Below are 26,681 nucleotides of genomic sequence, written 5' to 3'. Positions count from 1 at the left end.
AAGAGCATTATGAAAATCAAATATTCAATATTATCGATTCTTTTGGCTGCCGCGGCATTTTCGGGTTGCCAGAACCTGACCGAGGACCCGAAGGCCAACCTGACGCCCGGTACCTATTTCAAGACACAGTCCGATCTGGACGGAGCGGTTTCAGCGATCTACGTTCAGTTCGCCCGTGATGGTGCGTGGGGCTTTACCAATCGGAGCACATCCTATTTCGGTTCCGACGATTTTACGACCGATCCGGGCCTGAACAAGGAAGATTTTCGTCTTTTTGATCGGCTGAGTGGTGGTAGCGGTAACCTCAGCATGGTAGCGCAGTGGCAAGGCCCGTGGCAGGGGATTTACCAGGCCAATAATGTGATTGCGAATTATGCCAAAGTCAACTCGACCGAGGAGCAGAAAAACCAATCGGCGGGGCAGGCCTATTTTTTGCGTGCATTGGGTTACTACTATCTTGTGCGCACGTTTGGCCCGGTACCTGTGATCCTGACGCCGATTGACGTCGATGACCGTCCCGACCGTGACCCGATTGAGAAGGTGTACGAAGCCATTATCGCCGATTTGCAAAAAGCGAAAGAATTGTTGCCTGCGAAATTTGACAATGCCCCTGGAAAAGCGGATCAAATGGCGGCACGTTCGCTGCTGGCAGATGTGTACCTGAATATGACCGGCTGGCCATTGAACCAGGCAAGCAATTATGCGCAGGCCGCGGCCGAAGCGGATGCTGTCATCAAATCCGGCCAGTTCAATCTGAGCACACCTTATGCGCAGGTTTTTACAACTAACAATGGCCCGGAATCGATCTTTGGCCTGCAATACAATGTAAATGGCGGTTTGCCATTGCGCAGTGCGGGCTCGTCGTGTGTGCCCCTGGATGAAGTGGCAACGAACGGTTCAAGTGGCTGGGATGACTATTATCCCGAAATCAATTTTTACAAAAGAGCGCCAAAGTGCAAGCGTACCGACGACACTTTCTACACGACGCTCAAATTGCGCCAGCCTGACGGTAAGACTTTCAAGCTCGTTTCCTGGGATTCTCCCGAAACCCATGCGCGGCATCCTTACTACAAGAAATTCCGCGCCGGCTTGAATGGCGACGGTGTTTCCGAGACCGAAACGGCCATTAATTCGATCAATCCGAGCACCAATAAGGTATATGATATTATCCGTTATCCGCTCGTACTGCTGGCCTATGCAGAGGCATCGGCTATGTCGGGTGGCGGCCCTACGGCGGCCAGTTACGCGGCGATCAACGAAGTGCGGAAGCGTGCCGGACTGCCAAATCTGACGGCTGGATTGTCCGCCACAGCATTCCGGGATTCCGTTGTCTACGAGCGTGCTTATGAGTTTGCCGGGGAATTTGGCGTGCGCTGGTTTGATATCGTTCGGTTGCAGCTCTTGCCAAAGATCGTAGCCGAGCGCAGCCAGGAGGAAAACCCTATTCCGGCCAATACCAATTTTGCTCAGAAATACCTGGCACCGATACCGGTTAACGAGATGGCACGGAATCCGAAGTGGCAGCAGAATGAAGGGTATTGATTCGGGCAAGGTAAAAAGTAACCGCACGCTGGTGTTCAAAATCATCGGCGTTGCGCTTCCTTTTTGCCTTTTGGCATTGCTCGAGTGCAGCTTGCGGCTGCTCCATTACGGTTACGATCTCAGCCTTTTTATCGAATACCCGCAAGACAAAGATTATTTATTCCTAAACCCTGACGCTTCCAAACGCTACTTCATCAATCAGAAGAATGCGACGACCGGTAATGTGGAGCCTTTCCGAAAGGTAAAGGCTCCCGGTACCCGTCGCATTTTTGTTTTGGGAGAATCTACGACCATTGGTTATCCTTATTTTCATAATGGCTCATTTCATCGCTGGCTACAATACCGCCTTGCCCACACATTTCCGGAGCAGCATTTTGAAATTGTCAACATTGCGCTTACGGCTGTTAATTCATACACGGTGCTCGGCTTTGCACGCGAAGTCGTCGATTTTCAGCCTGATGCCGTATTGATTTACACCGGGCATAACGAATATTATGGTGCGATGGGAGTAGGTTCTACAGAGCAATTTGGTGGAAATCCTGCATTGGCTAATTTGTTGTTGCGTTTGCGATCGTTGAAGGTCATGCAGTTGGGCACCAATCTCTATCAGGAACTGCTGGCAATGCATACCGCCGACCAGAACGACGGTACCCGCATGCAGCGGATGGTGGCCGAGCAGGAGATCCCTTTTCAATCGGATCTTTATCTCCGAGGGGTGAAGCAATTCAGGTCAAATATGGAGCAGGTGCTCGACGTATTTGAACGGTATCGCGTGCCTGTTTTTATTAGTAACCTTGTAAGTAATGAGGCTGATTTAAAGCCGTTTGTTAGCTTTCCTTTAAAAAATCCCCGTTTTCCGGAGGACTATAAAGCCAATGCAATTTTAAATTATAATCTGGGGAAACAGGAATATGCACACGGCAACACCCAAGCAGCGCACGAATACTTTTCCAAAGCGCGCGACCTGGATGGCTTGCGTTTCAGGGCGCCCGGAGAATTCAATAATATCATCAGTCAATTGGTTAAGAGCCATCCCCATGCGCATCTGGTCGAAACACTTGGTATTTTTGAAGCCCATTCGACGGGTGGAATTATTGGTAAAGAACTGATTCTTGAACATGTCCATCCCGATTTGAAAGGTTATGCATTGATGTCCGACGCGTTTTATGAGGCATTAAAAAAGGCGCAATTTATTCGTCCCGAGACGGGTAAAGAGCTTTCCTTCACACGCTTGCAGCAAGAGATGCCCATTCCGGTGATCGACTCACTCGCCGGGGCTTACAAAGTAGCGAATCTGAAAAGGAGCTGGCCGTTCAATGTAGCGTTGGATCAGGATTCTGTGAAAAGCGAAACATTCGAGGAGCGGGTTGCATTTGACCTTGCCTACCGCCGCATTTCATGGGAAAATGCCATGGATCAGACTTACAGCCATTACATTGAAACTAAAAACTACCGCGAAGCACGCGAGATAGTCGAATCGTTGATTTTGGAACAGCCGCTGGACGCTTCTCTGTATGCTAAATCGGCGATGTTAAGCGGTCAATTGGGTGAAGAGCGGGACGCCTTGTTTAGCTTTCAAAAGGCCTTCCGGCTCGCTCCGTCGTTCGAAACTGCGCGTTATCTTTTTGTATTATTGCTGAAAATGGACGAGCCGGAAAAAGCCATTCCCTATCTGGATTATGCCATAAGGAACAATGCTTCGGGTTTGAATCTCACGCCCATACGGGCGCTTACGCAGGAAGTGATTTCACTTCGTTCCGGATTTCCTACGGATTCTGCCAATGTTTCGGTACTGAGCCGCATTGCTTCGGCTTATTACAAAATGGATAACCGGGACGGCGCCCTAAGTTACGCACGGAAGGTGTTGCAGTTAAATGCACATGACCAGGCAGCATTGCAACTAGTCACTATGCTTACCCGCTCTCGCTAATTATTCATTTTTTAACGAATTCACCGGGTTCATCAGCGCGGCTTTCAGGCTTTGGATGCTGACTGTCAGCAACGCGATACCGACAGCAAGCAAGCCGGCACCGGCGAATATCCACCATTGCATGTCGATGCGGTAAGCGAAATCTTCCAGCCAGGTTTCCATGGCATACCACGCAATAGGCGAGGCGATCAGAATGGCAATTACTACAAGTTTCAGAAAATCGCTGAATAGCAGCGACATAATGCTTGCTACCGATGCGCCAAGCACTTTGCGGACGCCGATTTCCTTGGTACGCTGCTGCGCGGCGAATGTCGCCAGCCCGAACAGTCCGAGACAGGAAATGAATATCGAAATGGCGGCGAAAATGCGAAATGCGTCAAAAACGAGTTGTTCTACCATATAACCCTTGGCGAGCGATTCATCCAGGAAAGTGTATTGGTAAACATCCTGCGGAAAGATACTTTTCCAGGCCTGCTCGATGTTCCTGAGCGTGGCGCCGGTTTGCACCCATGAACCTTCGGTGAAATTCATGGCCACGTGAATTTGTTCATAAAAGTCTGAATTCCAGCACATAAACACGCATGGGGCAATGGTTTGCTGCAAGGATACATTGTGGAAATCTTTTACTACGCCAATGATAGGCGCCTCACCTTCGCTGATTGTCAGGGTTTTACCGATGGCCGTTCCGGGCGTCAGTCCAAGCATTTTGATCATGGTTTCATTTACAACAAAACCATTGAAGGCAGAGCCGTTCGGGACGAGATTGCCATGATTAAACCAGCGCCCGGCCAGCGTTTTTAAGTCAAAAAGCGAGTTGTAATGCAAATCAACAACTTTCATTTCGGCCTGGCGATCCATGCTCTGGTCTTCCGACTTCAACCTGAAATTGGTCCCATAGTAGTTTTTGGTGATCGGTGCACCGGATGAAAAGCTCACTTCCCTGACCGACGAATTTTGCAGAAGTTGCTGCCGGAAGGCATCCATTTTGCTCACAACCTGGTTTTTCGGTCCATTGATCGTTAGCACCGCATCCTTGGCAAAGCCCAGTTCTTTGGTTTTGAATAAATTCATTTGTCCCGACGCCACGAATGTGCTTACCAGCAAACCATAGGTAATGCAAAACTGGCCGACGATCAGTCCCTGGCGCAGCGAAAAACGGCTACGTTCGGGGGCCGCTGTATTTTTGAGCGCCTGAATGGGTCGGAAACGGGATAGCACCATTGCGGGGTAAAACCCGGCCAGCAATGCAACCAGGACGATCAGCATTGCACTGAAAATCCAGACATAGGCATCCGGCCGCAGATCCAGATGAATGATCGTCAGCGAATGGTTGAGCCAGTTGAGCAGAAACCCCATTGCCAGCAAAGAAAGTATGCCCGCGAGCGCCGTCACGATGAATGTCTCGCCTACAAATTGTAAGAAAAGCTGCGTCTGCGTACTTCCGACCGACTTGCGCACGCCCACTTCCTTTCGACGTCGCAGCGCGCGGGCGGTGCTCAGGTTAATGAAGTTGAAGGATGCGATCAGGATGAGGAAAATCCCCAAACTGGCAAGGCCCCACAACATGTTGCGACTGACCAGGTATCCGCCCAGAAAGTCCTCATAAAGTGGTTCGGTGTGGATTTCCATGAGCGGTTGCAGCAGATAGCTGATTCGGTTGTCATCCTCCTTACTCATGTATTTCTTCTTCATCGTCGCCAGTTGCGTCTCGAATGTTGCCGGATCGATGGCATTACTTAGCGTCACGAAAGTAGTCCCCAGGTAATTTCCCGACCAGTTTCCTGCCCGGTAAGTGTTGTTGACTTTGAAAAACTGATAGTTCACCAGCATATCAAAAAGCAGGTTGGTATTGCCGGGAGGGTTGCGGATAATGCCGGAAACGACCAAAGGATCGGTATTGTTGAGCATCAGCTTCCGGCCGATAATTTGTTGCAAATCACTTTTATATTCGGCAAAATAACGTTCCGCCAGTTTTTGTGTCAGCACCACGGCGTTTGTTTGGGCAAAAGCCGTCTCGGCGTTACCGGCCAGCCAGAGCCCGTTGTGTTGAAGCTTGCTGAAATCGAATGTTTTAAGATATTGGTTGTCAGCGAACATGAGCCTGTTTTCTTCGAAACGATGCACATTGCCCTTGCTGTCGGTAGAACTAATGATCCTGGCTAATGGCCCGACGGTTTGGGCTACCGTTACACCTGGGATGTTTTCCCGGATGGTGGCGGCGAGGGGGTAGGCTGTGGTTGGCCAATGCTGAATACCGTCTGCCTTCTTGCTATGCTCCACTATTCGGAATGTCCGCTCCGAATTGGAATGAAAGCTATCGAAACCTAGCTCGTATCTGACAAAAATGAAGATAACCAGGCAGCACGTCATCCCGAGCGCTAAACCGAGGATGTTGATAGCAGAGCTGGTTTTATCAGTCCATAACCGACGGAAAGAGATTTTTAGGTAATTGATCAGCATGAGGCAGTTGGTTTGTCAGCGTGTCACTGCCTGCGGTCGCAACAATTGTACCAGAATTTAAAAACCGTGTTTTTCTGCTGGAAATGCGGTTTAACGGAAAATGTCTGTCCGGTTTCGGACGGGGTTTGTTCGGTTTGTTTGGCAACTGATGCAGCTAGATGTGCTCAATTTGTTCAAAATAATGATTGAAGTGAGTATCCCACTTGAAAGCAATTATGCCGAGGATAAGCGTGTAGTCTTCGAGCTTTACAATCCGATAGTCATGTTGAAGTTCGGCAATTTGTAATTTTGCAAACCATCGATAAAACAAACGCTGCCTTTCTGACTCTCTTCCGTCCAGGTTATCACAAATATATAGAATCGGTGCCCGTTGCTCTTCCATGAATTCCCTGATCAAATGAAGTATGGTGTTTTTCACCCGGTAATCGGGAAATTGAGAGGCGGACTCCGGGTTAAATGATACTTCAAAAATACTCCGGCAAGGTTTACAATCTATCTTAAATTGATATTGTGCCTGTCTGAATCTGACGTAATATTGCGCGCCAAATTCAGTTTCGAAGAAATATTCAATTAATTGACTAGTGTGTCGATAAAGGTTGGTCGGGTAGCGTTCAGACAATAATTTTCTGTTTTAATTTGGTTACATCAATCTTCCCGCGTGACCGTACTTCCTCGGCCCACTCTTGTTTCTCAATAATTGCCCTTTTGATCCATTCAGGCATCGGTCCATCGATCTTGATCACCTTTTCCGGGTGTTCTTGCATTAGCTTTTCCAGGTGATATTTATTGAACTCATCCATATGCTTATGATTTTTGGAACCGTTGAAAATGAAATGTCTTGATTCTTTAAACGTAGCTCAATATAAATAAATTTCTTGCTCGGAAGTCGACGAAATGATCAATGAGTATGCCTCAACAATCTACCGGCCAATCAACCCCATCACCTCCTCCCGATAATTCCTCCCAATCGGAATTTGATAAGCACCCCAGATAATCCGGTTACGCTCAATGCGCCTTATTTTGTCAATAGCGACAATGAATGACTTGTGCACGCGCAGGAAGCGGGTGGGAGGAAAAATGTCGAGCATGGCTTTGACGGAGCCTTTGATGACGACTTTGCCGGTGCCGGTGTGGATGATGGCATAGTCTTTCAGGCCCTGAATGTGAGAAACGTCGTCGAATGCGAGGCGAACGCGCTGGACGCCGCTTTTGACGAATATGAAATCGGGTTTTTCTTCCGACAGGTTTTGTTCGAGATTAGTATTTTGCTCTTTGAGTTGCAAAAAGTCCCTCACTTTTTCGAGGGCGTGTTGGAAGCGGGCGTAGGAAATGGGTTTCAGTAAAAAATCGATGACACCGAGTTCGTAACCTTCAAAAGCATAATCACGGTAGGCGGTTGTGAAAACGGTCACCGGTGGATGTGGGAGCGATTTCAGGAAGTCGATGCCATTCACTTCGGGCATTTCGATGTCAAGAAAAAGCACATCGGCCTCGCGCGTCTGCAAGTGTGCAAGCGCGTCACGGGCGTTGCTGAACTGGCGGGCACCGGTAATGCCCGATTTTTGAAGATATTCTTCCAGGATCTCCCTCGCAAGAGGCTCGTCGTCGATGATCACGCATTGCAGCATACGTTGTAATTCTTTTCAACAATATTAGTTTTTTACCCGATTGAAAGTATAACTAAGGTAATCACCACCAACCATGGGTTTTTTCGCTCCGTCAAGTATAAATAATACATTTTCATCGCCTTTCAACAGATAGATAGATTTTTCGGGCTGGTCGGGGTCGAGCTGGATGACGGTCGCATCGGGATCGTCGGCTGTACCGCGGACGAGCGCCCAATTGCCGGTGCGGGGTTTGTCGCGGAAAAGCGAGCCGTCCCATCGGTATCTGGCGGGTTTTTGCGTTTGCGGGTCCTGATAGAACGTAAAGCCCCATTTCAGTTTTTCGCAATTGGCGCCCACGGCCATGTGTATTACCTGGGCGATTGGTTGGCAAGGCACGCGGCCGTGGAATACGCCCCACACATTAGGACCTTCGGCTACGGGTTGGCGGGTCGTGGTTTTGGATGGTATATTCGCCGGGGCGGCGGATTGTGCGGCTGCCTTTTGCAATGAAAGAAAACAGGCCGCAAGCAGGAATAGGGTTTTCATGGCTAGTAATTAATGTTAAAGGTTGGCGTTCTGTTTGTTAAAAGTATAACTGAAACCCGCATTTCCGATCATCAGATTGCCTTGCTGGTCGAGCAGGTGTAACAGCTTGTCGTTCAGTTGTAAGAACGTAACGGGCGCTTTCGATGCGCCGGGTTCCAAAGTGAAAATGCGTTTGCCCGGTGTTTTTCCTGTATTTTCGGCCATGTGCCACTTACCGGTGATTTCTTTGCCGACACCATCACCCATAAACCCGCGCGTACCGGGCTTGGTCATGCCGTAGGTATATTGCAATTTGAAATCGTCCCGGCCAAGGTTACGCGGGTCGTGACGAAGCGTGAGGCGCCATTTGATCATTTCGCAATCCATATCACCCGGAATAGAGAGCAATTCCCTCGGCACAGCGTCGCAAGGCGTTGCAGCAACGAAAATATCGGGCTCGGGCGACGTGGTATGGCCCTGAGTAGTCCATGAAAAGAGTAGCAAAAGCGGAAGCCAAATGGATTTTTGCATGACTAATTAACATTATGCATTGATAAGACTGATTTTCATAAACACACTGAAACTTTCCTGCTGATCGTCAATGCGCAGGCTATGGCGCGACGGGTACAAGAGTTCCAGTCGCTTGCGGAGATTATTCAGACCAATACCACCCTTTCCCTCTTTCGCTATTGTATTTGATTTGCTGTTCTCGATAGTTACTTCCAGCGAGGAAGGGCTTACATGGATCTTCCCGTGCAGCCAGCCCGGGTCGGATTTGCGGCTTACCCCATGCTTAAATGCATTCTCGACGAGCGGAAGCAGCAACAAAGGGGCGATTTCTTTTCCATCGGGATTACCGGCGACTTCCAGTGAAATGTCCGGGTTGTTATCGTAACGGATCCTTTCCAGCTCGATATAATTGTGCAAATAGCTGATCTCCTTATCGAGCGATACAGTGCTGTCGTCGCTGTCGTAAAGCATATATTCCATCATTTCGGACAGTTTCAGCACCACTTCCGGTGCCAGGTCCGATTTCTTCAATGTCAGTGCGTACAGGTTGTTCAGGATGTTGAAAAGAAAATGAGGGTTGACCTGAGAGCGCAGAAAATTAACCTCTGCATTGAGTTTTTCAACCACTATCCTTTGCAGGATACGTTGCTGCTCGTACCAGTCGATGCTCAGTTTGAGGGCCACCATCAGCGCCAGATACCATAGCGTGCTGAGAAAATTGTAGGAAAGTGCTTCAACTATATTACTATTCCGCATTGGCCCGATCACGTAGCCGTAGAGGTAATAATCGAAAAGGCATTGGACGAGCAGATAGCAAAGGATCGACAACAGCACGAGCCCGAAGTATTGGCCGTACTTTCTTTGCAAAAGGTATTTAGGTAAAAAATAATGCAGGTTCAGGTAAGCGATCACGATCAGCAACGCCACCCTGGCGATCACGCAAATGGCAAAGTAGTTGAGGCTGGCCTTGTAAATCAGGTAGCGCTTCTCGTACAGGAAAAAACCGGTGACCAGCACCCAGTAGCACGCATGCACCAATGCATATTTGACTGTTACCGGCCGGTTTGAAAGTGGAAACCGGATTTGCGTTTCCAGAAAGGGCGTCTCCATAAAGGCGAATTGAAATGATGAAGTAAATGAACAGAAAAGCGGCGAGCCGTCGAAATTATATCGACGAACGTGTCAAAAAGTAGAGGAAATGCAGAGAACTGGTAAGTGGCTATTTCTTAACGTTTTATTGATGTGTATTTTCACAGACTCTGCTTATTTTATTGTAATTTCATAAGAGTAGTTTATAAAAATCTCTTAACTCAACCCAACGAACCAAATGATGAAAGTTCTATGCAAGTTTACACTGGTGTGGATGCTTGTTGCGCTCTTCGCGGGCTGTGACGATCACGAGACTCCACAGGATGTTGTCAGGCAGAATGGATTGCCGCTGAGTGGTTCACAGGAGTTTCCGGCCAAGCAGACGGATGCTACCGGCTGGGCCGACGTTTCGTACAACAAAACCACGCATATGCTTACCTTTACCCTCAATTGGGCCAACCTGACAGGCAATCCTTCGGGCGCGCACATACACGGCACGGCAGCGCGTGGGAGCAATGCCGGTATCAAATTCGATTTCTACTCGTCCATTCCAAAAACTACAACAGGTTCTTACTCGGGATCCGTGCTGGTGGACGGAACGAGTATCAATGAGTCGGATTTGTTGAATGGCCTTTACTACTTCAACATCCACACGCCGCTGAACCCTGGCGGTGAGATCCGCGGGCAGATCGAATTTTACGACCAGCCTCATGTTGTGGTCAAAAAGGGGTTGCCACTGATGGGTTCGCAACAGGTGCCGCCTATCGTGACCAATGCGTGGGGAACTGTGGATGTGATGTACAACAAATCGACACATTTGCTAAGCTATTTCATCAAATGGAAAGATTTGACGAGCATCCCAACCGGTGCGCACATTCATGGAACAGCTGCCAAAGGCGCCAACGCCGGCATCCAGCACGACTTTTTTGCCAATTTTCCTAAAACGCTGTCCGGCGAGTATTCCAATTCAGTGATGGTGGATGAGGTCAAAATCAAAGAAACGGAACTGCTTAACGGGTTATATTACTTTAATATTCACAACATTGTTTACCCTTCTGGCGAAATACGCGGTCAGATAGAGTGGTAGCATGAAGACTTCTGAATGAAAATCCCGTCCTCAATGCCTGGGGACGGGATTATTATTACAACAACTGTACTACACCATTATTACCTTATCGGTATTTCCAGAGAAAGTGGAAAAAGTAATTCGGTTAAAAAACTCTCGTTACAAAACTGCTACAATTTGCGCTGCCAGTAAATGGCGATTTGACAGGCTTTTTTGTATAAATCGCTTTTTTTGCAGAATGAGTAATCAGAATATGGAAGACGAATGCCGTAAATGCGTATTAGTACGTCGTTTTTATTCTATAAATGCATTTCGCCGATACATGACGTCGTTGGTCGATAAGCTTTTCGCGGGCTTTTACTTTTCTGTAAGATGCTGTATTATTGTACGATAACTCCTAGCTAAATTAATCAGAATGCCCCGTCCTGCACCTACTCTCAATCGTACTCACACCAGGCGTTACTGCTATGGGTGGCACCTGTGTGCTGCGTTGCTTATTGGTTGCGTATATAGTGTGAGGTCACAACAGATAAGCCCCGACCTGGCCTTGATGATCCGGGAAGAAAAGGCATTCGCGGCGAAGGCGGAAGCTTCCGATGTTCCGACGGCATTCCTGACATATCTGGATAGCGCCGGAATGATTTTCAATGGTGTCGATGCCGTGAATGGCATCGTGGAATACGGCAAGTCGCCAAAGGGTGGAAAGGATCTGCTCAAATGGTACCCGCTGATAGCCCACGTTTCGCAGTCGGGAGATATTGGTTTCACGTCGGGACCATTCCAATTTATCGCCGAACGTGGCCAGGACGCCGTTGGCTCGGGCTATTTTTTTTCGGTTTGGAGGAAGAATGCGGCCGGGCGGTTCAAAGTGATGCTCGATGGCGGTGTTATTCATTCACAGGACCCCAAGGAAGCATTCATCCGCGATCCCGAGCCGCAAAGTAACACGGCGTATGACTACATTCTGCCGGTTGCGAAAGTAAAAGACAATAACCCACAACCCTGGAAGGCCGAAGAGGCCTTTTTAGCCGCAGCCGGCACGAATGTCGGCGAAGCTTACAAGCAGTTTTTGGCAGATGAAGTCGTTTTGCTGAGAAGCGACCGCCCGTTTGGTAGGACGAAAACAGAAGCGCTTGCCACGATTGCCCAACAGGAAATTCAATCATACCAATTTATCAGATCAGGACAAGGGATTGCCAAGGATGGTGATCTGGCCTATTGTTTTGGCAAGGCCAAAGCGGTGAAAGGCGGAAAAACTGTTGAAGGGTTCTTTACGCGTGTCTGGCAACAGCGGCCCGAAGGCTGGCGGATCGTTGCCGAACAGGTCAGTCTGTTTCGTTAATCATTAACGCAAACTATTTTTCACACCGGCTATTCAGCCGGTGAAAGGAAGCATTGTGTCGATTTATCGCTTCACTTATTTGCCGCGTCCCTCCCGCAGGCAGCAGGTACCGTATTTTTTTACCAATCCATATATTCCATGAGAAATATCTATTCATTATGGTGCATGCTGTTGCTGCCGGCAATGCATGCGATCGCACAGGATCGGACGGTGACCGGCTCGGTGACCGCCAAAGACGATGGTACCGCGCTCGCGGGGGTTAACATCAAGATCAGGAATGCCAACGTTGGTACGCAAACCAATATTGACGGTACCTACACGATCAAAGTCACGACCGATACCACGGTGTTGGTTTTCAGCTACATCGGTTTTGAAACACAAGAACTCCAGGTAGGCTCACGGTCGCGGCTGGACATAGCGCTCGCACAGGATATGCGGCAGCTGGGCGAAGTCGTTGTGACGGCGCTGGGCATCAGACGCGAGGAAAAATCGATCGGTTTTGGCGCACAGAAGATCGATGGCGGTGAACTTAGCAACGTGCGCGAAACGAACCTTGTGCACTCGCTGTCGGGTAAGCTTGCTGGCGTACAAGTGGCGGGTAACACAGGCTCGATGGGTGGTTCGGCGAAGATCAACATCCGTGGTATCAACTCTATTTACGGCAACAATAACCCGCTTTTTGTAGTGGACGGCATGCCTATGGAGAACCGCAACACCAACTCGCTCGAACAGCAACGCGGCTCCGGTGGCTATGATTTTGGTAACTCCATTCAAGACCTTAACCCCAACGACGTCGAAAACGTGACGGTGCTCAAAGGCGCGGCGGCGACGGCATTGTACGGAAGCCGCGGATCGAACGGCGTCATAGTGGTCACTACCAAAAAGGGAGGTAAGTCCAGGAAGCCGAATTTGTCCTATTCATTTGGCTACAATATTGACAAGGTGTACAAACTGCCCCGTTACCAGAATAAATACGGAGGTGGTTACCGCTTCACAAAGCTTTATTACAACGATAATCCCGAAGCTTTCCCGGAAGACCGCAAGGGCAGTTACGACGACAACGACGGCCTCGGACGTTATGACCTTCTTCCGCAATATGCCACCGACGAATCGTGGGGGCCGAAGTTTGAAGGCCAGCTTTACAGGCCGTATTGGAGCTGGGATAAGGAACGTAAAAACCCTGATTTCGGAAAAGTGGTGCCCTGGGAGGCGCAACCCGATAATATCAGGAGCTTTTTCGAAACAGGAGGCACATTTAACCATAACATTTCACTTGACGGCGCTACGGAAAAGGGTTCTTACCGTGTCTCATATTCCAACCTGGATCAGAAATTCATTCTGCCCAATTCCAAGCTAGTACGCCACAATGCGAGTATCAATGCCAGTTATGAAGCCTTGAAGAACCTGACCATTTCCGGGGCGGCTAACTTCGTCACGCATTCGGCCACAGGACGGCCCGGCACCGGTTATGGCGACGACGGTGCCAATGTAATGGTGCAGTTCACGCAATGGGGCCAGCGGCAGGTCGATTTTACCAAAATGAAGGAGTACGAACTGCCCGATGGGACACAGCTTACCTGGAACCGTACCGCATGGTTCAACCCGACGCCGCGGTATTCCAATAATCCCTATTGGGTAAGGCATAAAAACTATGAATCCGATGGCCGTACGCGTTTTTTCGGGAACCTTGCCGCGAACTACAAACTGGCCGAGGGCCTCACTGCGGAGGTGAAATACATGACAGATACTTATTTCGAAACGCAGGAAGAGCGCGTGGCTATTGGCTCACAGTACACGTCGCAATATTGGTTGAGCAAATATGGGCATCTTGAAAACAACTTCCAGGGATTGTTGTCCTATAACAAGCCGTTTAACAAAGATTTTTCGTGGAATGCCAACCTCGGGATCAATCAAATGACCCGCACCGGCTCGAACCTGATTTCTAAAACGGTGGATGGTTTGAGTTCCAATGTATTTAGTCTGGAAGCGTCGATGGGTCGGCCTGATATTACTGATTTAAAGACTAAAAAGCGGATTAATTCGGTGTTTGCGAGCTCTTCGCTGGGATATAAAGACATGCTTTTTCTTGATCTGGGTGCGCGGAACGACTGGTCGTCGACATTGCCGGTGAAGCACAATTCTTACTTCTATCCATCGGGTTCGGTGTCCTGGATTGCGTCCGGTATCATCGATGCCAACTGGTTGAACTTCCTGAAATTCCGCGGCGCGCTGGCACAGGTCGGAAATGATACGGATCCCTACAACACGGTTCTTTCATACCTGCTTTACCAGCCTTTCGGCGGCGATTCGCGGGTTTCGGTGCCTAATACATTGCCTAATCCCGATCTGAAGCCTGAGATTACATCGGAATATGAGTTTGGTACTGAAATCAAGGTGCTTAACAATCGATTGGGAATCAACTTGTCGTATTACAACCGTCGCACCAGAAATCAGATCATCCCGCTAAGCCGCTCGGCAGCCACGGGTGCGACTTTCAAATACATCAATGCAGGTTTGCTCGAAAATAAAGGTATCGAACTTAGTTTGAACGCCTCACCGGTCTCGACAGAGCATTTCAAATGGGACGTAACCCTGAACTGGGCCAAAAACAACAATAAGATCGTCCGTCTTACCACCGACCAGAAGACAATGGTGCTCACAAATGCACCCTTCGCTGTGCAGCTCGAAGCGCGGGAGGGCGAGTCGTTCGGGTCCATTGTAGGCTTTGACTTTGTATATAATGAAAAAGGGCAGAAGGTCGTCAACGAAGATGGCGTGTACCTGCGCTCGGACGATCAGAAAGTGCTGGGCTCGGTGTTGCCATCCTTCACCGGCGGATTGATCAACGCATTGCGCTATAAAGGTTTCAACTTTTCAGCATTGATCGATTTTCAGAAAGGCGGCAGTTTCTTCTCGACCACACAAATGTTTGGCCGCGAAACCGGTATCCTTGAAGAAACCGCAGAAGGCAGTATCCGCGAAGATGGCATGATCGCGGAAGGAGTGAAGCAGGACGGCACACCCAACGACGTGGTCATCACAGCCCGTACGCATTACAGCAGCAATGGAAACGGCGGTTATAACATCAACTCCATCGACGTGATCGACGCCAGCTACATTTACCTGCGTGAAATAAGCCTCGGTTATAGCCTGCCCGCCGGATGGATCTCACGAACGCCTTTCAGTAAAGTACGTCTGTCGCTCGTGGGTCGTAATCTCTGGTTGATGAAGTCGAATTCGCAGCATGTGGATCCTACGGCGATCACCAACTCTATTTCCAACTGGCAGGGGCTCGAAGGCGGCGCATTACCCTCCGTACGCTCGATGGGCGTGAATGTTTCTTTCGGATTTTAATTCAAACAGCTATGAAAAATTTCAGGAAAATAAGCGCCGCATTACTCATGACATCGATGCTGGCGTGTACCGATGGGTTCGAGGAAATGAACAAGGACCCGAACCGTGCCGAGCAAGCCAGGTCGGAGCAGTTGCTCACAAATGCGCAATACAATTTTTCTACCAACATTACCGACGAGTGGAACAATGGCCGCTTCGGAATGTATTATGCGCAATACTGGTCGTCGACCTACTATTCCGACGAAAGCCGTTACCAGATTCGCGAGAACATCAACCAGATCATGTGGAACGTCTTTTACACCGACGTGCTGAATGAATTGAAGGAATCTCAGAAAGTAGAGCAGGAATCTCAATGGCCGGGTTTCAAAAACCGCATCGCCATTTCCGAGATCGTGAAGGCTTATACCTATCATTTCCTGACTGATATTTACGGCGGCCCCATTCCATATACGGAAGCATTGAATGCGGACGACGTGACACCTCAGTACAACGTCGGCGAGGAAGTGTATGCGGGCTTGCTGGCAACGCTCGAAGAGCAGATCAAAACGTTGAATGCATCGGAACCGAGCTATGCAACCGGCGATGTGATTTACAGCGGCGATGTGAATGCCTGGAAGCGTTTTGCCAATTCACTTCGACTGAGGATCGCGTTGCGGATGATTGACGTAAAACCAGCTGAGGCTACCAAGGCCATCAAAAAAGCGCTCGACCCGGCCAATGGCGGCATTATCACCACGCAGGAACAGAGTGCATTGTTCCGCTGGCTACCTTCGCCGCCCAACAACAATCCAATTAACCAGTCATTCAAAGTTCGCGTCGACTTCTCCATGTCGAAGCCATTCATCGACTACCTCAAACTGTACAACGACCCGCGCCTGCCGGTTTTTGCACAGCCATTGCTTGATACCGACGAGTACGTAGGAGAGGTATACGGCCTCGAAAACAGCGATGCCAGCTCCAATGGCGACCCGACGCTCGTGAGCCTTCCAGCCAACTATGCCGTAGGCGCCACCGCTCCGACCATTTGGCTAGACCTGGCAGAAGTGAAATTCATGCTTGCCGAAATCCAGGCCCGCGACCTGAAAGTCGGGCTTACCGGCACGGCTGCGCAGTATTACCAGGAAGGTGTTGCTGCATCTATGCATTTTGCGGGCATCCGCGATGAAAACATCGCGACCTATCTCAAAAAGGTGCCTTACAACGCTGCCAAATGGAAGGACTGCATCGGTTCGCAGAAATGGATCGCCATGTACACTCAGGGCATTCAGGGCTGGCTCGAACGCCTCCGCCTTGATTTCAAAGATCCCAACACCGGAAAAGCGATCTTTGTCCTTCCGGCGGACGGCTCCCTCGACCCGGACGTGACGGATATTTCGAAACGCATGAGCTATCCGCTCGTGGAAGCGTCTCTCAACGGCGCACATTATCGGACGGCTTTGGAGAAACTGGGAGGTAGAAATAGTAAGGGTGCTAAGAATTGGTGGGATAAATACTGAATGAAAGTGGCCAGGTTATTTAGCCTGGCCACATGTTTAAAAACTCTTCGAATATCGCACCGACAACGCACGGCCTGGTAGGTTGTAGCCGCGCTTTTCGTAGTAATTTTCATCTGTCACATTGTTTAGTTTCAATGCGATGGTATGCCCGCCTGCGATTTTAAACTGTGCTACGAAATCAAGTACCATGTATTGCGGATATTCGATTTCAGGATTAATGGGATCAGTGTAATCGATATCTTTCCTCGTGCCGATCGCCCTTCCGGAAAGCCTTAATTGCAGCCACTTCAAATTATCATAAGCTATTCCGAAATTAAACGTATTGCGCGCTACATTCTGAATGTCGCGGCGGACTTCGGACGCGTCGGTGCCGACGATGAGTTCTTTAGCTTTGATTATAGAATTACCGTTCCAGAATGCTTTCAATGAGTAGCGGTAATTACTCAGCGCACCAAAATCGTAAGAGAATTCGGTTTCCAAACCGGTGATGTGCGCATCTGCCGCGTTGACGAACGTTGCGCGCGAAGTGATTAGGTCACCGTTTTCTAATGGTTCGTTTACGACGCTGATAATTTTCGCAATTCGGTTTTCGACTTTGGTAGTATAGAATGTCACATTCGCAGCAAAGCCTGATTTCGGTTTGGTGAATTCCAGTCCCAGATCCCAGCTGAGGCTGCTTTCGTTTTTCAGATCGGGGTTTCCGGCCGTGACTGCTATGCGGCCTTTGGAATCTCGGATTTCATTGTATCCCGCTACGCTGTATGCATCCGTGGTAACGAATGCACGACCGATGTTCGCCTTAGCGCGAATTGACGGAAGCAATGCGTAGGTGATTCCAAGACTTGGGCTGGTGAAAGGGGTGGACTTTTTGCCGGCTTTATAGGTAGGCAACAGCGGCGTTTCACGGACATCGGAAGTAATGTGGTCAAGGCGGATGCCGGGTTGCAGGGTGAGTTTACCCAAATTCAGCAATGCCTGTCCGAAGAATGCGCTGGAAATAAGGGCATATTCGGGCTGAGTAGGAGCACGCTCGGTGGTGTCGTTCGTCCAGCGGCGGCTGTTGGTGGATGCATTGAGATAATCGTAGCCTAATATCACCGAATGTTGCCCTAATTTCCATACATCTTTGACCTGAATGCCCTTCCATGCATTATGGCCTTGCGCGGAGCGGAAAGGAATAACGGGTTTGCCCGATACATTTTGAGTGTAGTTTTTAGTATTCTCTTCCGAGGCATAAACTTTCACAGATGGGCTGTGCTGGCCCAACCGCCCTGACAATGAAATGTCCACCGCCTGACGATCGACATCCTTGGTACTAGCCTCGGTGCTTCCCGACGACAGCTCGCCAGGCGATTCCACATCCTTTGCCTGAAACTGTTCCCCGCGCACATCTATGCGCCAGTTTTTTGCAATCTGGTAGCCCAGCCGCAATGCACCGGAATAGTAATGCAGCTCCGTGAAAGCACGTCGTAATCCGTCACCCGTAGTTTCATCCGTTTCGACGGTCGGCCTGTCGGTGTAATTCTTTCGTGCGTGCTGGTAGCCCAATGCATTACGCAGCCAGTTATTCTTGCCGATTTTGTAATCCTTTGACCTTTCAAAATAACTGAAAGACAGATCATAATCGAATTTGGATGTCAGATTCCCGCCGGTATTGAGCCCGGCCTGCAATGTTTTAAAACTGCCATATTCCAGAAATGCATTGCCACCCGGTGCACCTTTGGAATGCTGGGTAATCACATTGATCACTCCGCCCATCGCCTGGGACCCATACAGCGACGACGCGGGCCCTTTCAGCACTTCGATGCGCTCGATGCCATTCAGGTTGATCTGCGAAAGGTTGGTAGCTCCGGCAGGACGACCGTCGATCAGCAATAGCGTCCGTTGGTTCAGGCCTGAAAATTGTGGGCGGAAACCGCGTATACCAATGCCAGATGAAAGGTTAGGGTATTGAATGACATCCACAGCCGCAGTTTTCCTGACAATGTCGGTCAGGTCGTTGGAAGGGGTGTTTTGAATATCTTCTTTGGGAATAATGTCGAGCTTTTGGGAGATTTTTTCCTTTTTGGTTTCAAAACGGGTAGCGGTAACGACAACCGGATCCAGCAACTTGCGGCTGGCAGAGTCGGCGACATTCTCCTGTGCAGATGCAGCATGAAATGCGACTAACGAAAGAAGCAGCCCCCTTGCGGACACGCTGGCGAACTGGTAGAATTGGGAATGCATTATTAAAATGGAAATGATTCAAAAAGGGTTATTGCACCAATAATGATCGACAATGCACCGACCAGGTAATTGACGATCATCAGAAAACGCTCGCGCTTTCCGGAAAAACGGCCGATAGAAAACGCAAAGAAGTAGCCATATGCCGACATGGAGAAGATAATGCCGATACTTTGCAGAATAATGATCCAAACGGCTGTCATGGCATCGCGTGCCGCGAGTGTAAGCGCCACTGCGCAAGCCCCGCCTGTTCCCGCAAGCCCGTGCACCATCCCGACCCAGAACGAACGGCTGACTTTACGCTCCCCCCGATCGACCGGAACTATCTTTTTCCTGAAATTTCTACTAATGGCCAGCATACCCAGCCATATCATAAGCGGCCCCACGAGCATTTCCACCTGATCGGCAATTTGCAGCGACAACGTGGATTTGAGCAATAGCACGAGAATGGCAAACAAAATGAGCGTAAGTGAATGCCCGAGCGCCCAATGCGACGACCGCCAGATAAGTTTCCAACGGAGGGCAGGGCCCCGCTGGACAGCGCTCTTGTTTTCTTCTGTCGCAAGGACCGAAACTGCCGCCATATGGTCGGGCTCGAAGGAATGCTGCACGCCGAGGAGCAGTGAATCAATAAGCAGATAATGAATCATTTGGATTTCCGCATAAATTAGAAAATAACTTATGGGAGAATGCAGGGAGTAGCGCGGCCACGATGCAGCCTGCCGTTTCCTCTTGCCTTTCTTCCCGAAAGCAAAACCGGATCATTTCAACGGCAGGTCTTCTGGCTCGTTCAAATCCATGGCACCTTCCCGGGATAATGAGTGAATGTGTCTCATTTGCACATTCACTCATTAAAATCCCCAGTGGCATCTTGCCAGGATATCGTTAGTGAACTTACAGCAGCGGGTACTGCTCCGGATTTGCACCGGATTCCCTTTTAATCACGCCGGAGGCGCGAACCAATGAATGCGCAAAGCTATGGTTTTTTGTTGGAGATAAACCCGGAAAATAGGTGAATACCGCTAACTTTACGATACAAAAAGTTCTTTAACATACTTCTCCAACAGGAAAAGGTATTGCGTATCAACGCATTCCAGGGGAATCGTGTGAAAATCACGAGCTGTCGCGCAACTGTAAGGGAAGCTCAATGAGTGAACATTCACTCATTGAATTTCCAAGCCAGAGCACCGGTCCTTTTCTTGTTGACAATGCTTTCGCGGGATGAAGCAGGGTCTGGTTTGGATATTTGTCGGGTTATCACCCGATTGCCGGGTGGCGGTGCTGCCTGGGTATGCCTTTCTTTTTCTTGCTGATTTCTCTGATTGCGGGTTAACGCATGTCAAATCCTGATTTTCTCGCGGCTTTAATCTTCGATGGCATGCGACTGCTATGAATGATGTTCAGAACTTCAATCCGTTCCGACCTGATTCGGTCAATGACCAGGTACTTGCCGTGTTGCAGGTTTCTGTAAATGCCGGTTTTCGTCGGGATGAAAAGACAAATGGAATGGTGAAGATATTAGAAAGAAAGCTGGTTGATGCGGGTGTAGAGTTCTTCTACGAAAACTGTTGCAGAGGAGTGGGAAAAGGTTTTCAGACCATACAGGTAAACGTTCTCAAGGCTTTCGATGGCGAGATCGCTGATAACTGCCGGGCGAATTTCAACTTCCATTCAGCGATTTTCCGTTTTAAATCGTCCATAGAATGAAATTTTCCTTGTTGAGCTTCTTCTACCATGCGTTTGGCTTCTTCGCCGGCCATGGGCTGACCTGGAAGCGCATAGTTGGTTTTCAATGTTTTTGTTTTTCTCATATTTCAAAGTAGCAATCACTCAGCTTAAATAAATAGCCGCCGGGAACACCTGAACTATGACAAAATCCAATTTCCTCATTTCCGCTCCTTCGAGTAATTCGGGCAAGACGACCTTGACCCTGGGGCTTTTGCGTGTGCTGAAAAACAGGGGATTGGGGGTGCAGCCTTTCAAATGCGGGCCGGATTATATTGATACTATTCACCATTCCACGGCGGCAGGCAGGCCCGGCCTGAACCTCGACACTTTCATGGCTTCGGAGGCGCACGTGAGGGGAGTGTACGCGCATTACGCATCCCGGGCGGATGTGAGCGTGACCGAGGGCGTAATGGGGCTTTTCGATGGGGCGGATAAAATGCGGGGCAGCAGCGCGGAGATCGCGGCGTTGCTTAATATGCCCGTAGTGTTAGTGATCAATGCCGGTTCGATGGCCTATTCCGCCGCGCCGCTGATTTATGGGTTAAAAAACTTCTTTCCCGGAATCCGCGTGGTGGGGGTGATTTTCAATTTTGTGAATACCGAATCGCATTATAGCTTTTTAAAGGATGCTTGTGCGGACGCGGGCGTGGAGGCGTTGGGTTATTTGCCTAAAAACGAGGATTTGCGCATTCCTTCCAGGCACCTGGGGTTACATATCACCGCTGAAATTGATTACGAACGTGTTATCGAAAGGCTGGCGGAAATTATCCCTCGGACGGTGAATGTCGACCGGTTGCTGGAAATCACTTCGTCGGCTGATCCGTTTGAAAATGAGGTTGTTTTAAGTCAAAAAGACACCTTAGTCCAGGAGAACAATTCCCTGGAATTGAAGATTACGGTGGCGCAGGACGAGGCGTTTTCCTTTTTATATCACCAGAACATAGCGTCGTTGAAGGAGTTTGGTAAAGTGCAATGGTTCAGTCCTTTAAACGACCGTGTATTACCTCAAACAGATCTGCTATACCTGCCCGGAGGTTACCCAGAGCTGTTCGCCAAAGAACTTTCCGATAATTTTTCGATGCTGGAAAGCGTCAAACGATATTGTGAAAACGGTGGATTGACCTACGCCGAATGTGGCGGGATGATGTATCTGGGAAAGTCGATCATTACCAGCAGCGGCGATGTTTTTCCAATGGCTGGTGTGCTGGATTGCGAGACTACGTTGCAACAATCAAGAATGACGCTGGGTTATCGGACGATGCATTGGGACGGACTGGAAATAAATGGCCACGAATTTCATTACTCGGCATTGAAAGAACACCAGATGCAGGCAGAAAATGCGCGATTGACCAATGCAAAGGGCATGTCGGTCGATACACAACTTTTCCGCAAACAAAACACTTTTGCCTCCTATACACACTTCTACTGGGCCGATAAACCCGATTTCATTCAACACTTCATCAACAAATCCATTCAAAATACCGCAAGGAAATGGCAGACAGCCCATCGCCCAAAATGAAACGTCAGCGCGTTACGCGGTCCGACGGAAAAGCCATTAACCTCGTGCAGCGGCGTGGGCATCTTTCCTATTGCTATAACGCGTGCTGCTGCGGGCGCGTCGACCGCGGTTATGCACCGATTCCGGTCGAGTTATACAAAAGTGAATGGTTACGGAGAAAACTACGAAATGTCGTACACATGACCAAGGGAGGATGCCTTGGGCCATGTACGCTCGCGAATGTGGTGACGTTGCTGTTCGACGGGCATTCGGTGTGGTTCCATTCCGTTAATTACGACTGGCAGATCATCGCGATCTTTGATTATATCGAAAGTATGGTGAAGGCCGACCGATACCTGGTGCCGCCCTCGGACCTGGCTGAATATGTATTTCAATTTTACACCTGGAAAGGTTCGGAAACCTCCACTGAACTTGGGCAGACCGCCGTTCCGGCCGACGGGGTCGTATTTCTCACACACGCTGACACCGACTTGTTGACGCTCGATCGGGCGTTGCAACTTCTGCCCGATGATTTCCCAAAGACAACGGGCATCAGCCTGATGGCGATCAAGAGCGAGGAGCAAATGCAGCAGCTCTTGCAAAGGGAAATTGCGGCGGCAAGGATCATTATTATCCGCATTCATGGGCGGCTGAGCAGCATTCCTGGTTTTAATGAGCTGGTCAAGCTGGCCGGTCAACGGGGGCAGCATCTGATCGTCGTAAGCGGTACCGGGGAATTAAATCCGGAGTTTGCAGCGGTTTCGACGGTTTCACCCGCTGTTTTGCAAGAAACGCTGGCCTATCTGCAGGCGGGAGGGTACAATAACCTGATCGCCATGCTAAGCTATCTGTCCGACCATTTGCTGATGACCGGTTTCGGGGCCGGGGCTCCCATGCATTTGCCGGAACATGGCATTTACCATCCCGATCTGCCGGAATTTGCCGACAAGTCGGACTGGCTGAAATACCGCGATCCAGCATTGGCGACGATCGGCATTTCATTCTACCGGGCACATTGGCTGAGTGGCAATACCGGTTTTGTCGACGCGATCATCCGCTCGCTGGAAGACCGTGGCGTAAATGCGCTGCCTGTATTTACGTCTTCGCTCAAATCAATCGACGCAGAAACGGGTAAGCCTTTTGCATTCGAATATTTCGAACGTGAAGCCGGAATGGGCATCGATGTGCTGATCAATACTATTTCGTTTGCGATGAGTGACATTAAGCCGGCGGGGCATGCGAATGGTGTTGTGACAGTATTGCAGGATTTTAACGTGCCGGTGTTACAGGCGATTACGAGCGGAATGAGCCGCGGGCCATGGGAATGGTCGGCGCAGGGCCTTAACCCGCTGGATACGGCCATGAATGTGGCTATTCCCGAATTTGATGGCAGGATTATCACCGTTCCTGTTTCTTTCAAGGAGAAGGGCAGGGACGCACGCGGCTATGTGCCGTTGGAGGACCGCGTTGAGCGAGTTACCAGTCTGGCGATCCGTTTTGCACGGCTAAGACATTTGCGGAATGCCGATAAAAAAGTGGCATTCATTCTCACCAATTCCAATACCAAAGCATCGCAGATCGGAAACGCCGTCGGGCTTGATGCACCGGCTTCGTTACTCAATATCCTAAGTGCAATGCAGGACGAAGGTTACCGGATCGATGAATTGCCTCCAACAGGCACCGCACTCATTCATGCGTTGATCGACCTTTGCGCCTATGACGAGAACTTCCTGACGCCCGGACAACTCGCTCAGGCTGCCGCGCGGGTGCCTGCTGCTCAGTATGCAGATTGGTTCAATGAGTTGCCCGAAGCAGCGCAGCAAAAGATGCTGAAGCAATGGGGGCCTGCGCCTGGTGAAACCTATGTGCATGAAGGCCATATTGCACTCGCCGGGCTCGATTTGGGGAATGCATTTATAGCCTTGCAACCGCCGCGTGGCTATGGCATGGACGCCGACGCGATTTATCACCAGCCTGATTTGCCACCTACCCATCATTATTATGCATTGTACCGCTGGCTCCGCGATAGCTGGGATGCCGACGCGATTGTGCACGTGGGTAAGCACGGCACTTTGGAATGGCTGCCTGGAAAGGGTATCGGGTTATCTGAAAATTGCTTTCCGGATGCATTTTTGGGCGATTTGCCATTGTTTTACCCATTTATAATTAACGACCCCGGTGAAGGCTCGCAGGCCAAACGACGCGCGCATGCGGTCATCATTGACCATTTGACGCCGCCTATGACGTCGGCCGACAGCTATGGCGAGCTCGCGCAGCTTACCCAACTCGTGGATGAATATTATCAGGTCGAAAGCCTCGATCCTTCTAAATTACCATTGCTGCAAAGGCAAATTTGGGATCTCATCAAACAAACGAATCTCGACGCCGACCTTTCGGCCATGCTTAGCCGAGATCACGGCGACCATAAGCATGATTGGGATGATGAAATGACGCCAGAAGGTGTACCGGTGGGCCTCGCGGAGATGGACGGGAAAGACATAGCGCATTTGATTGAGGATATCGACGGCTATTTATGTGAGCTGGGCGCTGCACAGATCCGGAACGGCTTGCATACGCTGGGTGAAATGCCGGTAGGCGATGCGCTAATCGATATGCTGCAATCCCTGACACGTCTTCCTAACGGCCCTGTGCCAGGTATGCAAGCCACATTGGCTGCATTGCATGGTTTTGATATTGAAACACTGCATCAACAAAAAGGACAAAGATTGCCGGTGCTTCCGGAAGCTTTTGCGTCATGGGCGGGCAGACCGGTAGCGACCCATGCCGACGCGTTGGAAGTACTGGATGAAATGGCCTTGCACCTGATCAGGCTTTTCGAATATCACAGATTTGATCCCAAAACCATTGATCGTGTCATATTCGAGGCGATCAATCAAAATCCGACTTTGCCACAGTTGGCAGGCCTTCGTGCGATATTGAAATTTATGGCAGAAGAGCTAGTGCCCAATCTTGCACGAACGGATGAAGAAATTATTCATCTGCTGCACGGGCTCTCCGGTGGATATGTTCCTGCCGGCCCGAGCGGTGCACCAACGCGTGGGATGGCCCATATACTGCCCACAGGAAGGAACTTTTATGCGGTCGATCCACGGGTGTTGCCTTCCAAAGCAGCGTGGGAAGTAGGCCAGCAGTTAGCAAAAGAAGTGCTCGACCGCCATTGGAAAGAAACCGGACGATACCCGGAAAGTGTCGGGATCAGCATTTGGGGTACCAGTGCGATGCGTACGCACGGGGACGATGTGGCTGAGGTGTTGGCATTGCTGGGTGTAAAGCCCGTATGGCAGGCCGAAAGCCGACGGATTACAGGACTGCAAATGATCGGCATTGCAGAGTTAGGGCGGCCGCGCATCGACGTCACGACACGGATCAGCGGTTTTTTCAGGGATGCATTCCCGCATTTGATCGAATTGATGGACGAGGCAGTGCAGATGGTTATTGCCGCTGATGAGCCTTTGGAAATGAATTTTATTAAAAAGCATTATTTAAAGGAGCTTGCTGAGCTGCAAAAAGATGATTCTTTACCCATTGAAGAGGCGGAGGAGCGGGCTGCATTCCGCATTTTTGGTGCAGCACCGGGTAGCTACGGAGCCGGGATTCTGCCGCTGATCAACGAAAAGAACTGGCGAACGGACGGTGATTTCGCACAAGTTTACATCAACTGGGGTGGTTATGCCTATTCCAGAAACGTGCAGGGAGTGGATGCGCGAAAGGAATTTACGCAAAGGCTGGCCAGCGTCGAAGTAGCATTGCATAACCAGGATAACCGGGAGCACGACCTGTTCGATAGCGACGATTACCTGCAATTTCACGGCGGTATGATCGCGACGATCCGTAATCTGACGGGCCAGCAGCCGCGACATTATTTTGGTGATTCTCAAAATCCCGCTCGTCCGGTTGTAAGGGACTTGAAGGAAGAAACGTTGCGCGTTTTCCGGTCAAGAGTCGTGAATCCGAAATGGATTGAAAGCATCAAGAAACATGGCTATAAAGGTGCCCTGGAACTTACCGCGACAGTGGATTACCTTTTCGGTTACGACGCCACTGCGCACGTTGTCGACGATTGGATGTATGAAAAAGTGGCTGAAACCTACGCGCTGGATCCTGCCATGCAGCAGTTTTTTGAAGAGAACAGCCCCTGGGCGCTCCACGCAGTTGCCGAGCGTTTACTGGAAGCGGCGCAGCGGGGGCTTTGGGAAAAGCCTTCAGAAGAAGCGCTGGAAGGTTTGAAAAATTTGTATCTCAAAAGTGAGGCGCTGCTTGAATCAAGGGCAGAATAGGGATTATTTGTAA

Annotated in this window: 18 protein-coding genes and 2 riboswitches; of the genes, 8 read left to right on the top strand and 10 right to left on the bottom strand. The window is 49.8% G+C overall.

The window, feature by feature from the left end; translation table 11 throughout:
• The first annotated feature begins 9 nt into the window (after positions 1 to 9).
• Positions 10 to 1,542: a RagB/SusD family nutrient uptake outer membrane protein gene (locus LZD49_RS11895; RefSeq protein ID WP_234667572.1), complete on the top strand. Its 1,533-nt coding sequence runs from the start codon at positions 10 to 12 to the stop codon at positions 1,540 to 1,542.
• A complete protein-coding gene (locus tag LZD49_RS11890; protein ID WP_234667571.1) occupies positions 1,529 to 3,472 on the top strand; it encodes a GDSL-type esterase/lipase family protein in 1,944 nt (647 codons plus the stop codon). Before LZD49_RS11895 ends, LZD49_RS11890 begins: the two co-directional genes overlap by 14 nt.
• Here LZD49_RS11890 and LZD49_RS11885 read toward each other — a convergent pair whose 3' ends face one another.
• The 7 genes from LZD49_RS11885 to LZD49_RS11855 form a co-directional block, all read right to left on the bottom strand.
• Positions 3,473 to 5,932, bottom strand: a complete 2,460-nt coding sequence (locus tag LZD49_RS11885; protein ID WP_234667570.1) for an ABC transporter permease — start codon at positions 5,930 to 5,932, stop codon at positions 3,473 to 3,475.
• 154 nt (positions 5,933 to 6,086) lie between these two features.
• Positions 6,087 to 6,551, bottom strand: a complete 465-nt coding sequence (locus LZD49_RS11880; protein WP_234667569.1) for a DUF6169 family protein — start codon at positions 6,549 to 6,551, stop codon at positions 6,087 to 6,089.
• Entirely contained in the window at positions 6,544 to 6,732 is a 189-nt protein-coding gene (locus tag LZD49_RS11875; RefSeq protein WP_234667568.1) for a hypothetical protein, read from the bottom strand. Before LZD49_RS11875 ends, LZD49_RS11880 begins: the two co-directional genes overlap by 8 nt.
• Positions 6,733 to 6,852: 120 nt before the next feature.
• Positions 6,853 to 7,560 carry a LytTR family DNA-binding domain-containing protein gene (locus LZD49_RS11870; protein WP_234667567.1) on the bottom strand — a complete coding sequence of 236 codons (708 nt, stop codon included), beginning with the start codon at positions 7,558 to 7,560 and terminating at the stop codon, positions 6,853 to 6,855.
• Positions 7,561 to 7,584: 24 nt separating this feature from the next.
• Positions 7,585 to 8,085 (bottom strand): copper resistance protein NlpE N-terminal domain-containing protein, encoded by a 501-nt coding sequence (locus tag LZD49_RS11865; RefSeq protein WP_234667566.1) that lies wholly within the window; start codon positions 8,083 to 8,085, stop codon positions 7,585 to 7,587.
• Between the two features lie 15 nt (positions 8,086 to 8,100).
• Entirely contained in the window at positions 8,101 to 8,595 is a 495-nt protein-coding gene (locus LZD49_RS11860) for a copper resistance protein NlpE (RefSeq protein ID WP_234667565.1), read from the bottom strand.
• Between the two features lie 12 nt (positions 8,596 to 8,607).
• Positions 8,608 to 9,684, bottom strand: coding sequence for a sensor histidine kinase (locus LZD49_RS11855; RefSeq protein WP_234667564.1), 1,077 nt, complete (start codon positions 9,682 to 9,684; stop codon positions 8,608 to 8,610).
• 217 nt (positions 9,685 to 9,901) lie between these two features.
• Here LZD49_RS11855 and LZD49_RS11850 point away from each other — a divergent pair, with 217 nt between their 5' ends.
• The 4 genes from LZD49_RS11850 to LZD49_RS11835 all read left to right on the top strand — a co-directional run bounded on the left by LZD49_RS11850 (position 9,902) and on the right by LZD49_RS11835 (position 16,921).
• A complete protein-coding gene (locus tag LZD49_RS11850; RefSeq protein WP_234667563.1) occupies positions 9,902 to 10,750 on the top strand; it encodes a CHRD domain-containing protein in 849 nt (282 codons plus the stop codon).
• Between the two features lie 394 nt (positions 10,751 to 11,144).
• The gene (locus LZD49_RS11845; protein WP_234667562.1) at positions 11,145 to 12,071 is read left to right on the top strand and encodes a nuclear transport factor 2 family protein; all 927 of its coding nucleotides are present in this window, start codon (positions 11,145 to 11,147) and stop codon (positions 12,069 to 12,071) included.
• A gap of 138 nt (positions 12,072 to 12,209) precedes the next feature.
• On the top strand, positions 12,210 to 15,425 hold the full coding sequence (locus LZD49_RS11840) for a SusC/RagA family TonB-linked outer membrane protein (RefSeq protein ID WP_234667561.1): 3,216 nt from the start codon (positions 12,210 to 12,212) through the stop codon (positions 15,423 to 15,425).
• An 11-nt stretch (positions 15,426 to 15,436) separates the two neighbouring features.
• Positions 15,437 to 16,921 (top strand): SusD/RagB family nutrient-binding outer membrane lipoprotein, encoded by a 1,485-nt coding sequence (locus LZD49_RS11835; protein ID WP_234667560.1) that lies wholly within the window; start codon positions 15,437 to 15,439, stop codon positions 16,919 to 16,921.
• A gap of 36 nt (positions 16,922 to 16,957) precedes the next feature.
• Here the strand turns inward: LZD49_RS11835 and LZD49_RS11830 are convergent, their stop codons facing one another.
• From LZD49_RS11830 to LZD49_RS11820, 3 genes are all read right to left on the bottom strand, one after another.
• Positions 16,958 to 19,147 carry a TonB-dependent siderophore receptor gene (locus LZD49_RS11830; protein ID WP_234667559.1) on the bottom strand — a complete coding sequence of 730 codons (2,190 nt, stop codon included), beginning with the start codon at positions 19,145 to 19,147 and terminating at the stop codon, positions 16,958 to 16,960.
• Positions 19,148 to 19,149: 2 nt separating this feature from the next.
• The gene (locus tag LZD49_RS11825; protein WP_234667558.1) at positions 19,150 to 19,794 is read right to left on the bottom strand and encodes a hypothetical protein; all 645 of its coding nucleotides are present in this window, start codon (positions 19,792 to 19,794) and stop codon (positions 19,150 to 19,152) included.
• Between the two features lie 103 nt (positions 19,795 to 19,897).
• A riboswitch (cobalamin riboswitch) is annotated at positions 19,898 to 20,123 on the bottom strand.
• 75 nt (positions 20,124 to 20,198) lie between these two features.
• A riboswitch (cobalamin riboswitch) is annotated at positions 20,199 to 20,355 on the top strand.
• 381 nt (positions 20,356 to 20,736) lie between these two features.
• Positions 20,737 to 20,955, bottom strand: coding sequence for a hypothetical protein (locus LZD49_RS11820; RefSeq protein ID WP_234667557.1), 219 nt, complete (start codon positions 20,953 to 20,955; stop codon positions 20,737 to 20,739).
• 56 nt (positions 20,956 to 21,011) lie between these two features.
• Between LZD49_RS11820 and LZD49_RS11815 the strand changes: the two genes are divergently transcribed.
• Positions 21,012 to 22,391, top strand: a complete 1,380-nt coding sequence (locus LZD49_RS11815) for a cobyrinate a,c-diamide synthase (RefSeq protein ID WP_234667556.1) — start codon at positions 21,012 to 21,014, stop codon at positions 22,389 to 22,391.
• On the top strand, positions 22,364 to 26,668 hold the full coding sequence (locus tag LZD49_RS11810) for a cobaltochelatase subunit CobN (protein ID WP_234667555.1): 4,305 nt from the start codon (positions 22,364 to 22,366) through the stop codon (positions 26,666 to 26,668). The genes LZD49_RS11815 and LZD49_RS11810 overlap by 28 nt, the downstream gene beginning before the upstream one ends.
• The last annotated feature ends 13 nt before the right edge of the window (positions 26,669 to 26,681 follow it).

The sequence above is a fragment of the Dyadobacter sp. CY261 genome, from assembly GCF_021440085.1.
GTDB lineage: Bacteria > Bacteroidota > Bacteroidia > Cytophagales > Spirosomataceae > Dyadobacter.
Note: the sequence above shows the minus strand (reverse complement) of the source record. Positions and strands in the feature narration are given on the sequence as shown.

Excerpts from the sequence above, each read along its gene's own strand:
- LZD49_RS11895 (WP_234667572.1), top strand. The coding sequence starts at position 10 with ATGAAAATCAAATATTCAATATTATCGATTCTTTTGGCTGCCGCGGCA.
- LZD49_RS11890 (WP_234667571.1), top strand. The coding sequence starts at position 1,529 with ATGAAGGGTATTGATTCGGGCAAGGTAAAAAGTAACCGCACGCTGGTG.
- LZD49_RS11885 (WP_234667570.1), bottom strand. The coding sequence starts at position 5,932 with ATGCTGATCAATTACCTAAAAATCTCTTTCCGTCGGTTATGGACTGAT.
- LZD49_RS11875 (WP_234667568.1), bottom strand. The coding sequence starts at position 6,732 with ATGGATGAGTTCAATAAATATCACCTGGAAAAGCTAATGCAAGAACAC.
- LZD49_RS11870 (WP_234667567.1), bottom strand. The coding sequence starts at position 7,560 with ATGCTGCAATGCGTGATCATCGACGACGAGCCTCTTGCGAGGGAGATC.
- LZD49_RS11865 (WP_234667566.1), bottom strand. The coding sequence starts at position 8,085 with ATGAAAACCCTATTCCTGCTTGCGGCCTGTTTTCTTTCATTGCAAAAG.
- LZD49_RS11860 (WP_234667565.1), bottom strand. The coding sequence starts at position 8,595 with ATGCAAAAATCCATTTGGCTTCCGCTTTTGCTACTCTTTTCATGGACT.
- LZD49_RS11855 (WP_234667564.1), bottom strand. The coding sequence starts at position 9,684 with ATGGAGACGCCCTTTCTGGAAACGCAAATCCGGTTTCCACTTTCAAAC.
- LZD49_RS11850 (WP_234667563.1), top strand. The coding sequence starts at position 9,902 with ATGATGAAAGTTCTATGCAAGTTTACACTGGTGTGGATGCTTGTTGCG.
- LZD49_RS11845 (WP_234667562.1), top strand. The coding sequence starts at position 11,145 with ATGCCCCGTCCTGCACCTACTCTCAATCGTACTCACACCAGGCGTTAC.
- LZD49_RS11840 (WP_234667561.1), top strand. The coding sequence starts at position 12,210 with ATGAGAAATATCTATTCATTATGGTGCATGCTGTTGCTGCCGGCAATG.
- LZD49_RS11835 (WP_234667560.1), top strand. The coding sequence starts at position 15,437 with ATGAAAAATTTCAGGAAAATAAGCGCCGCATTACTCATGACATCGATG.
- LZD49_RS11830 (WP_234667559.1), bottom strand. The coding sequence starts at position 19,147 with ATGCATTCCCAATTCTACCAGTTCGCCAGCGTGTCCGCAAGGGGGCTG.
- LZD49_RS11825 (WP_234667558.1), bottom strand. The coding sequence starts at position 19,794 with ATGATTCATTATCTGCTTATTGATTCACTGCTCCTCGGCGTGCAGCAT.
- LZD49_RS11820 (WP_234667557.1), bottom strand. The coding sequence starts at position 20,955 with ATGAGAAAAACAAAAACATTGAAAACCAACTATGCGCTTCCAGGTCAG.
- LZD49_RS11815 (WP_234667556.1), top strand. The coding sequence starts at position 21,012 with ATGACAAAATCCAATTTCCTCATTTCCGCTCCTTCGAGTAATTCGGGC.
- LZD49_RS11810 (WP_234667555.1), top strand. The coding sequence starts at position 22,364 with ATGGCAGACAGCCCATCGCCCAAAATGAAACGTCAGCGCGTTACGCGG.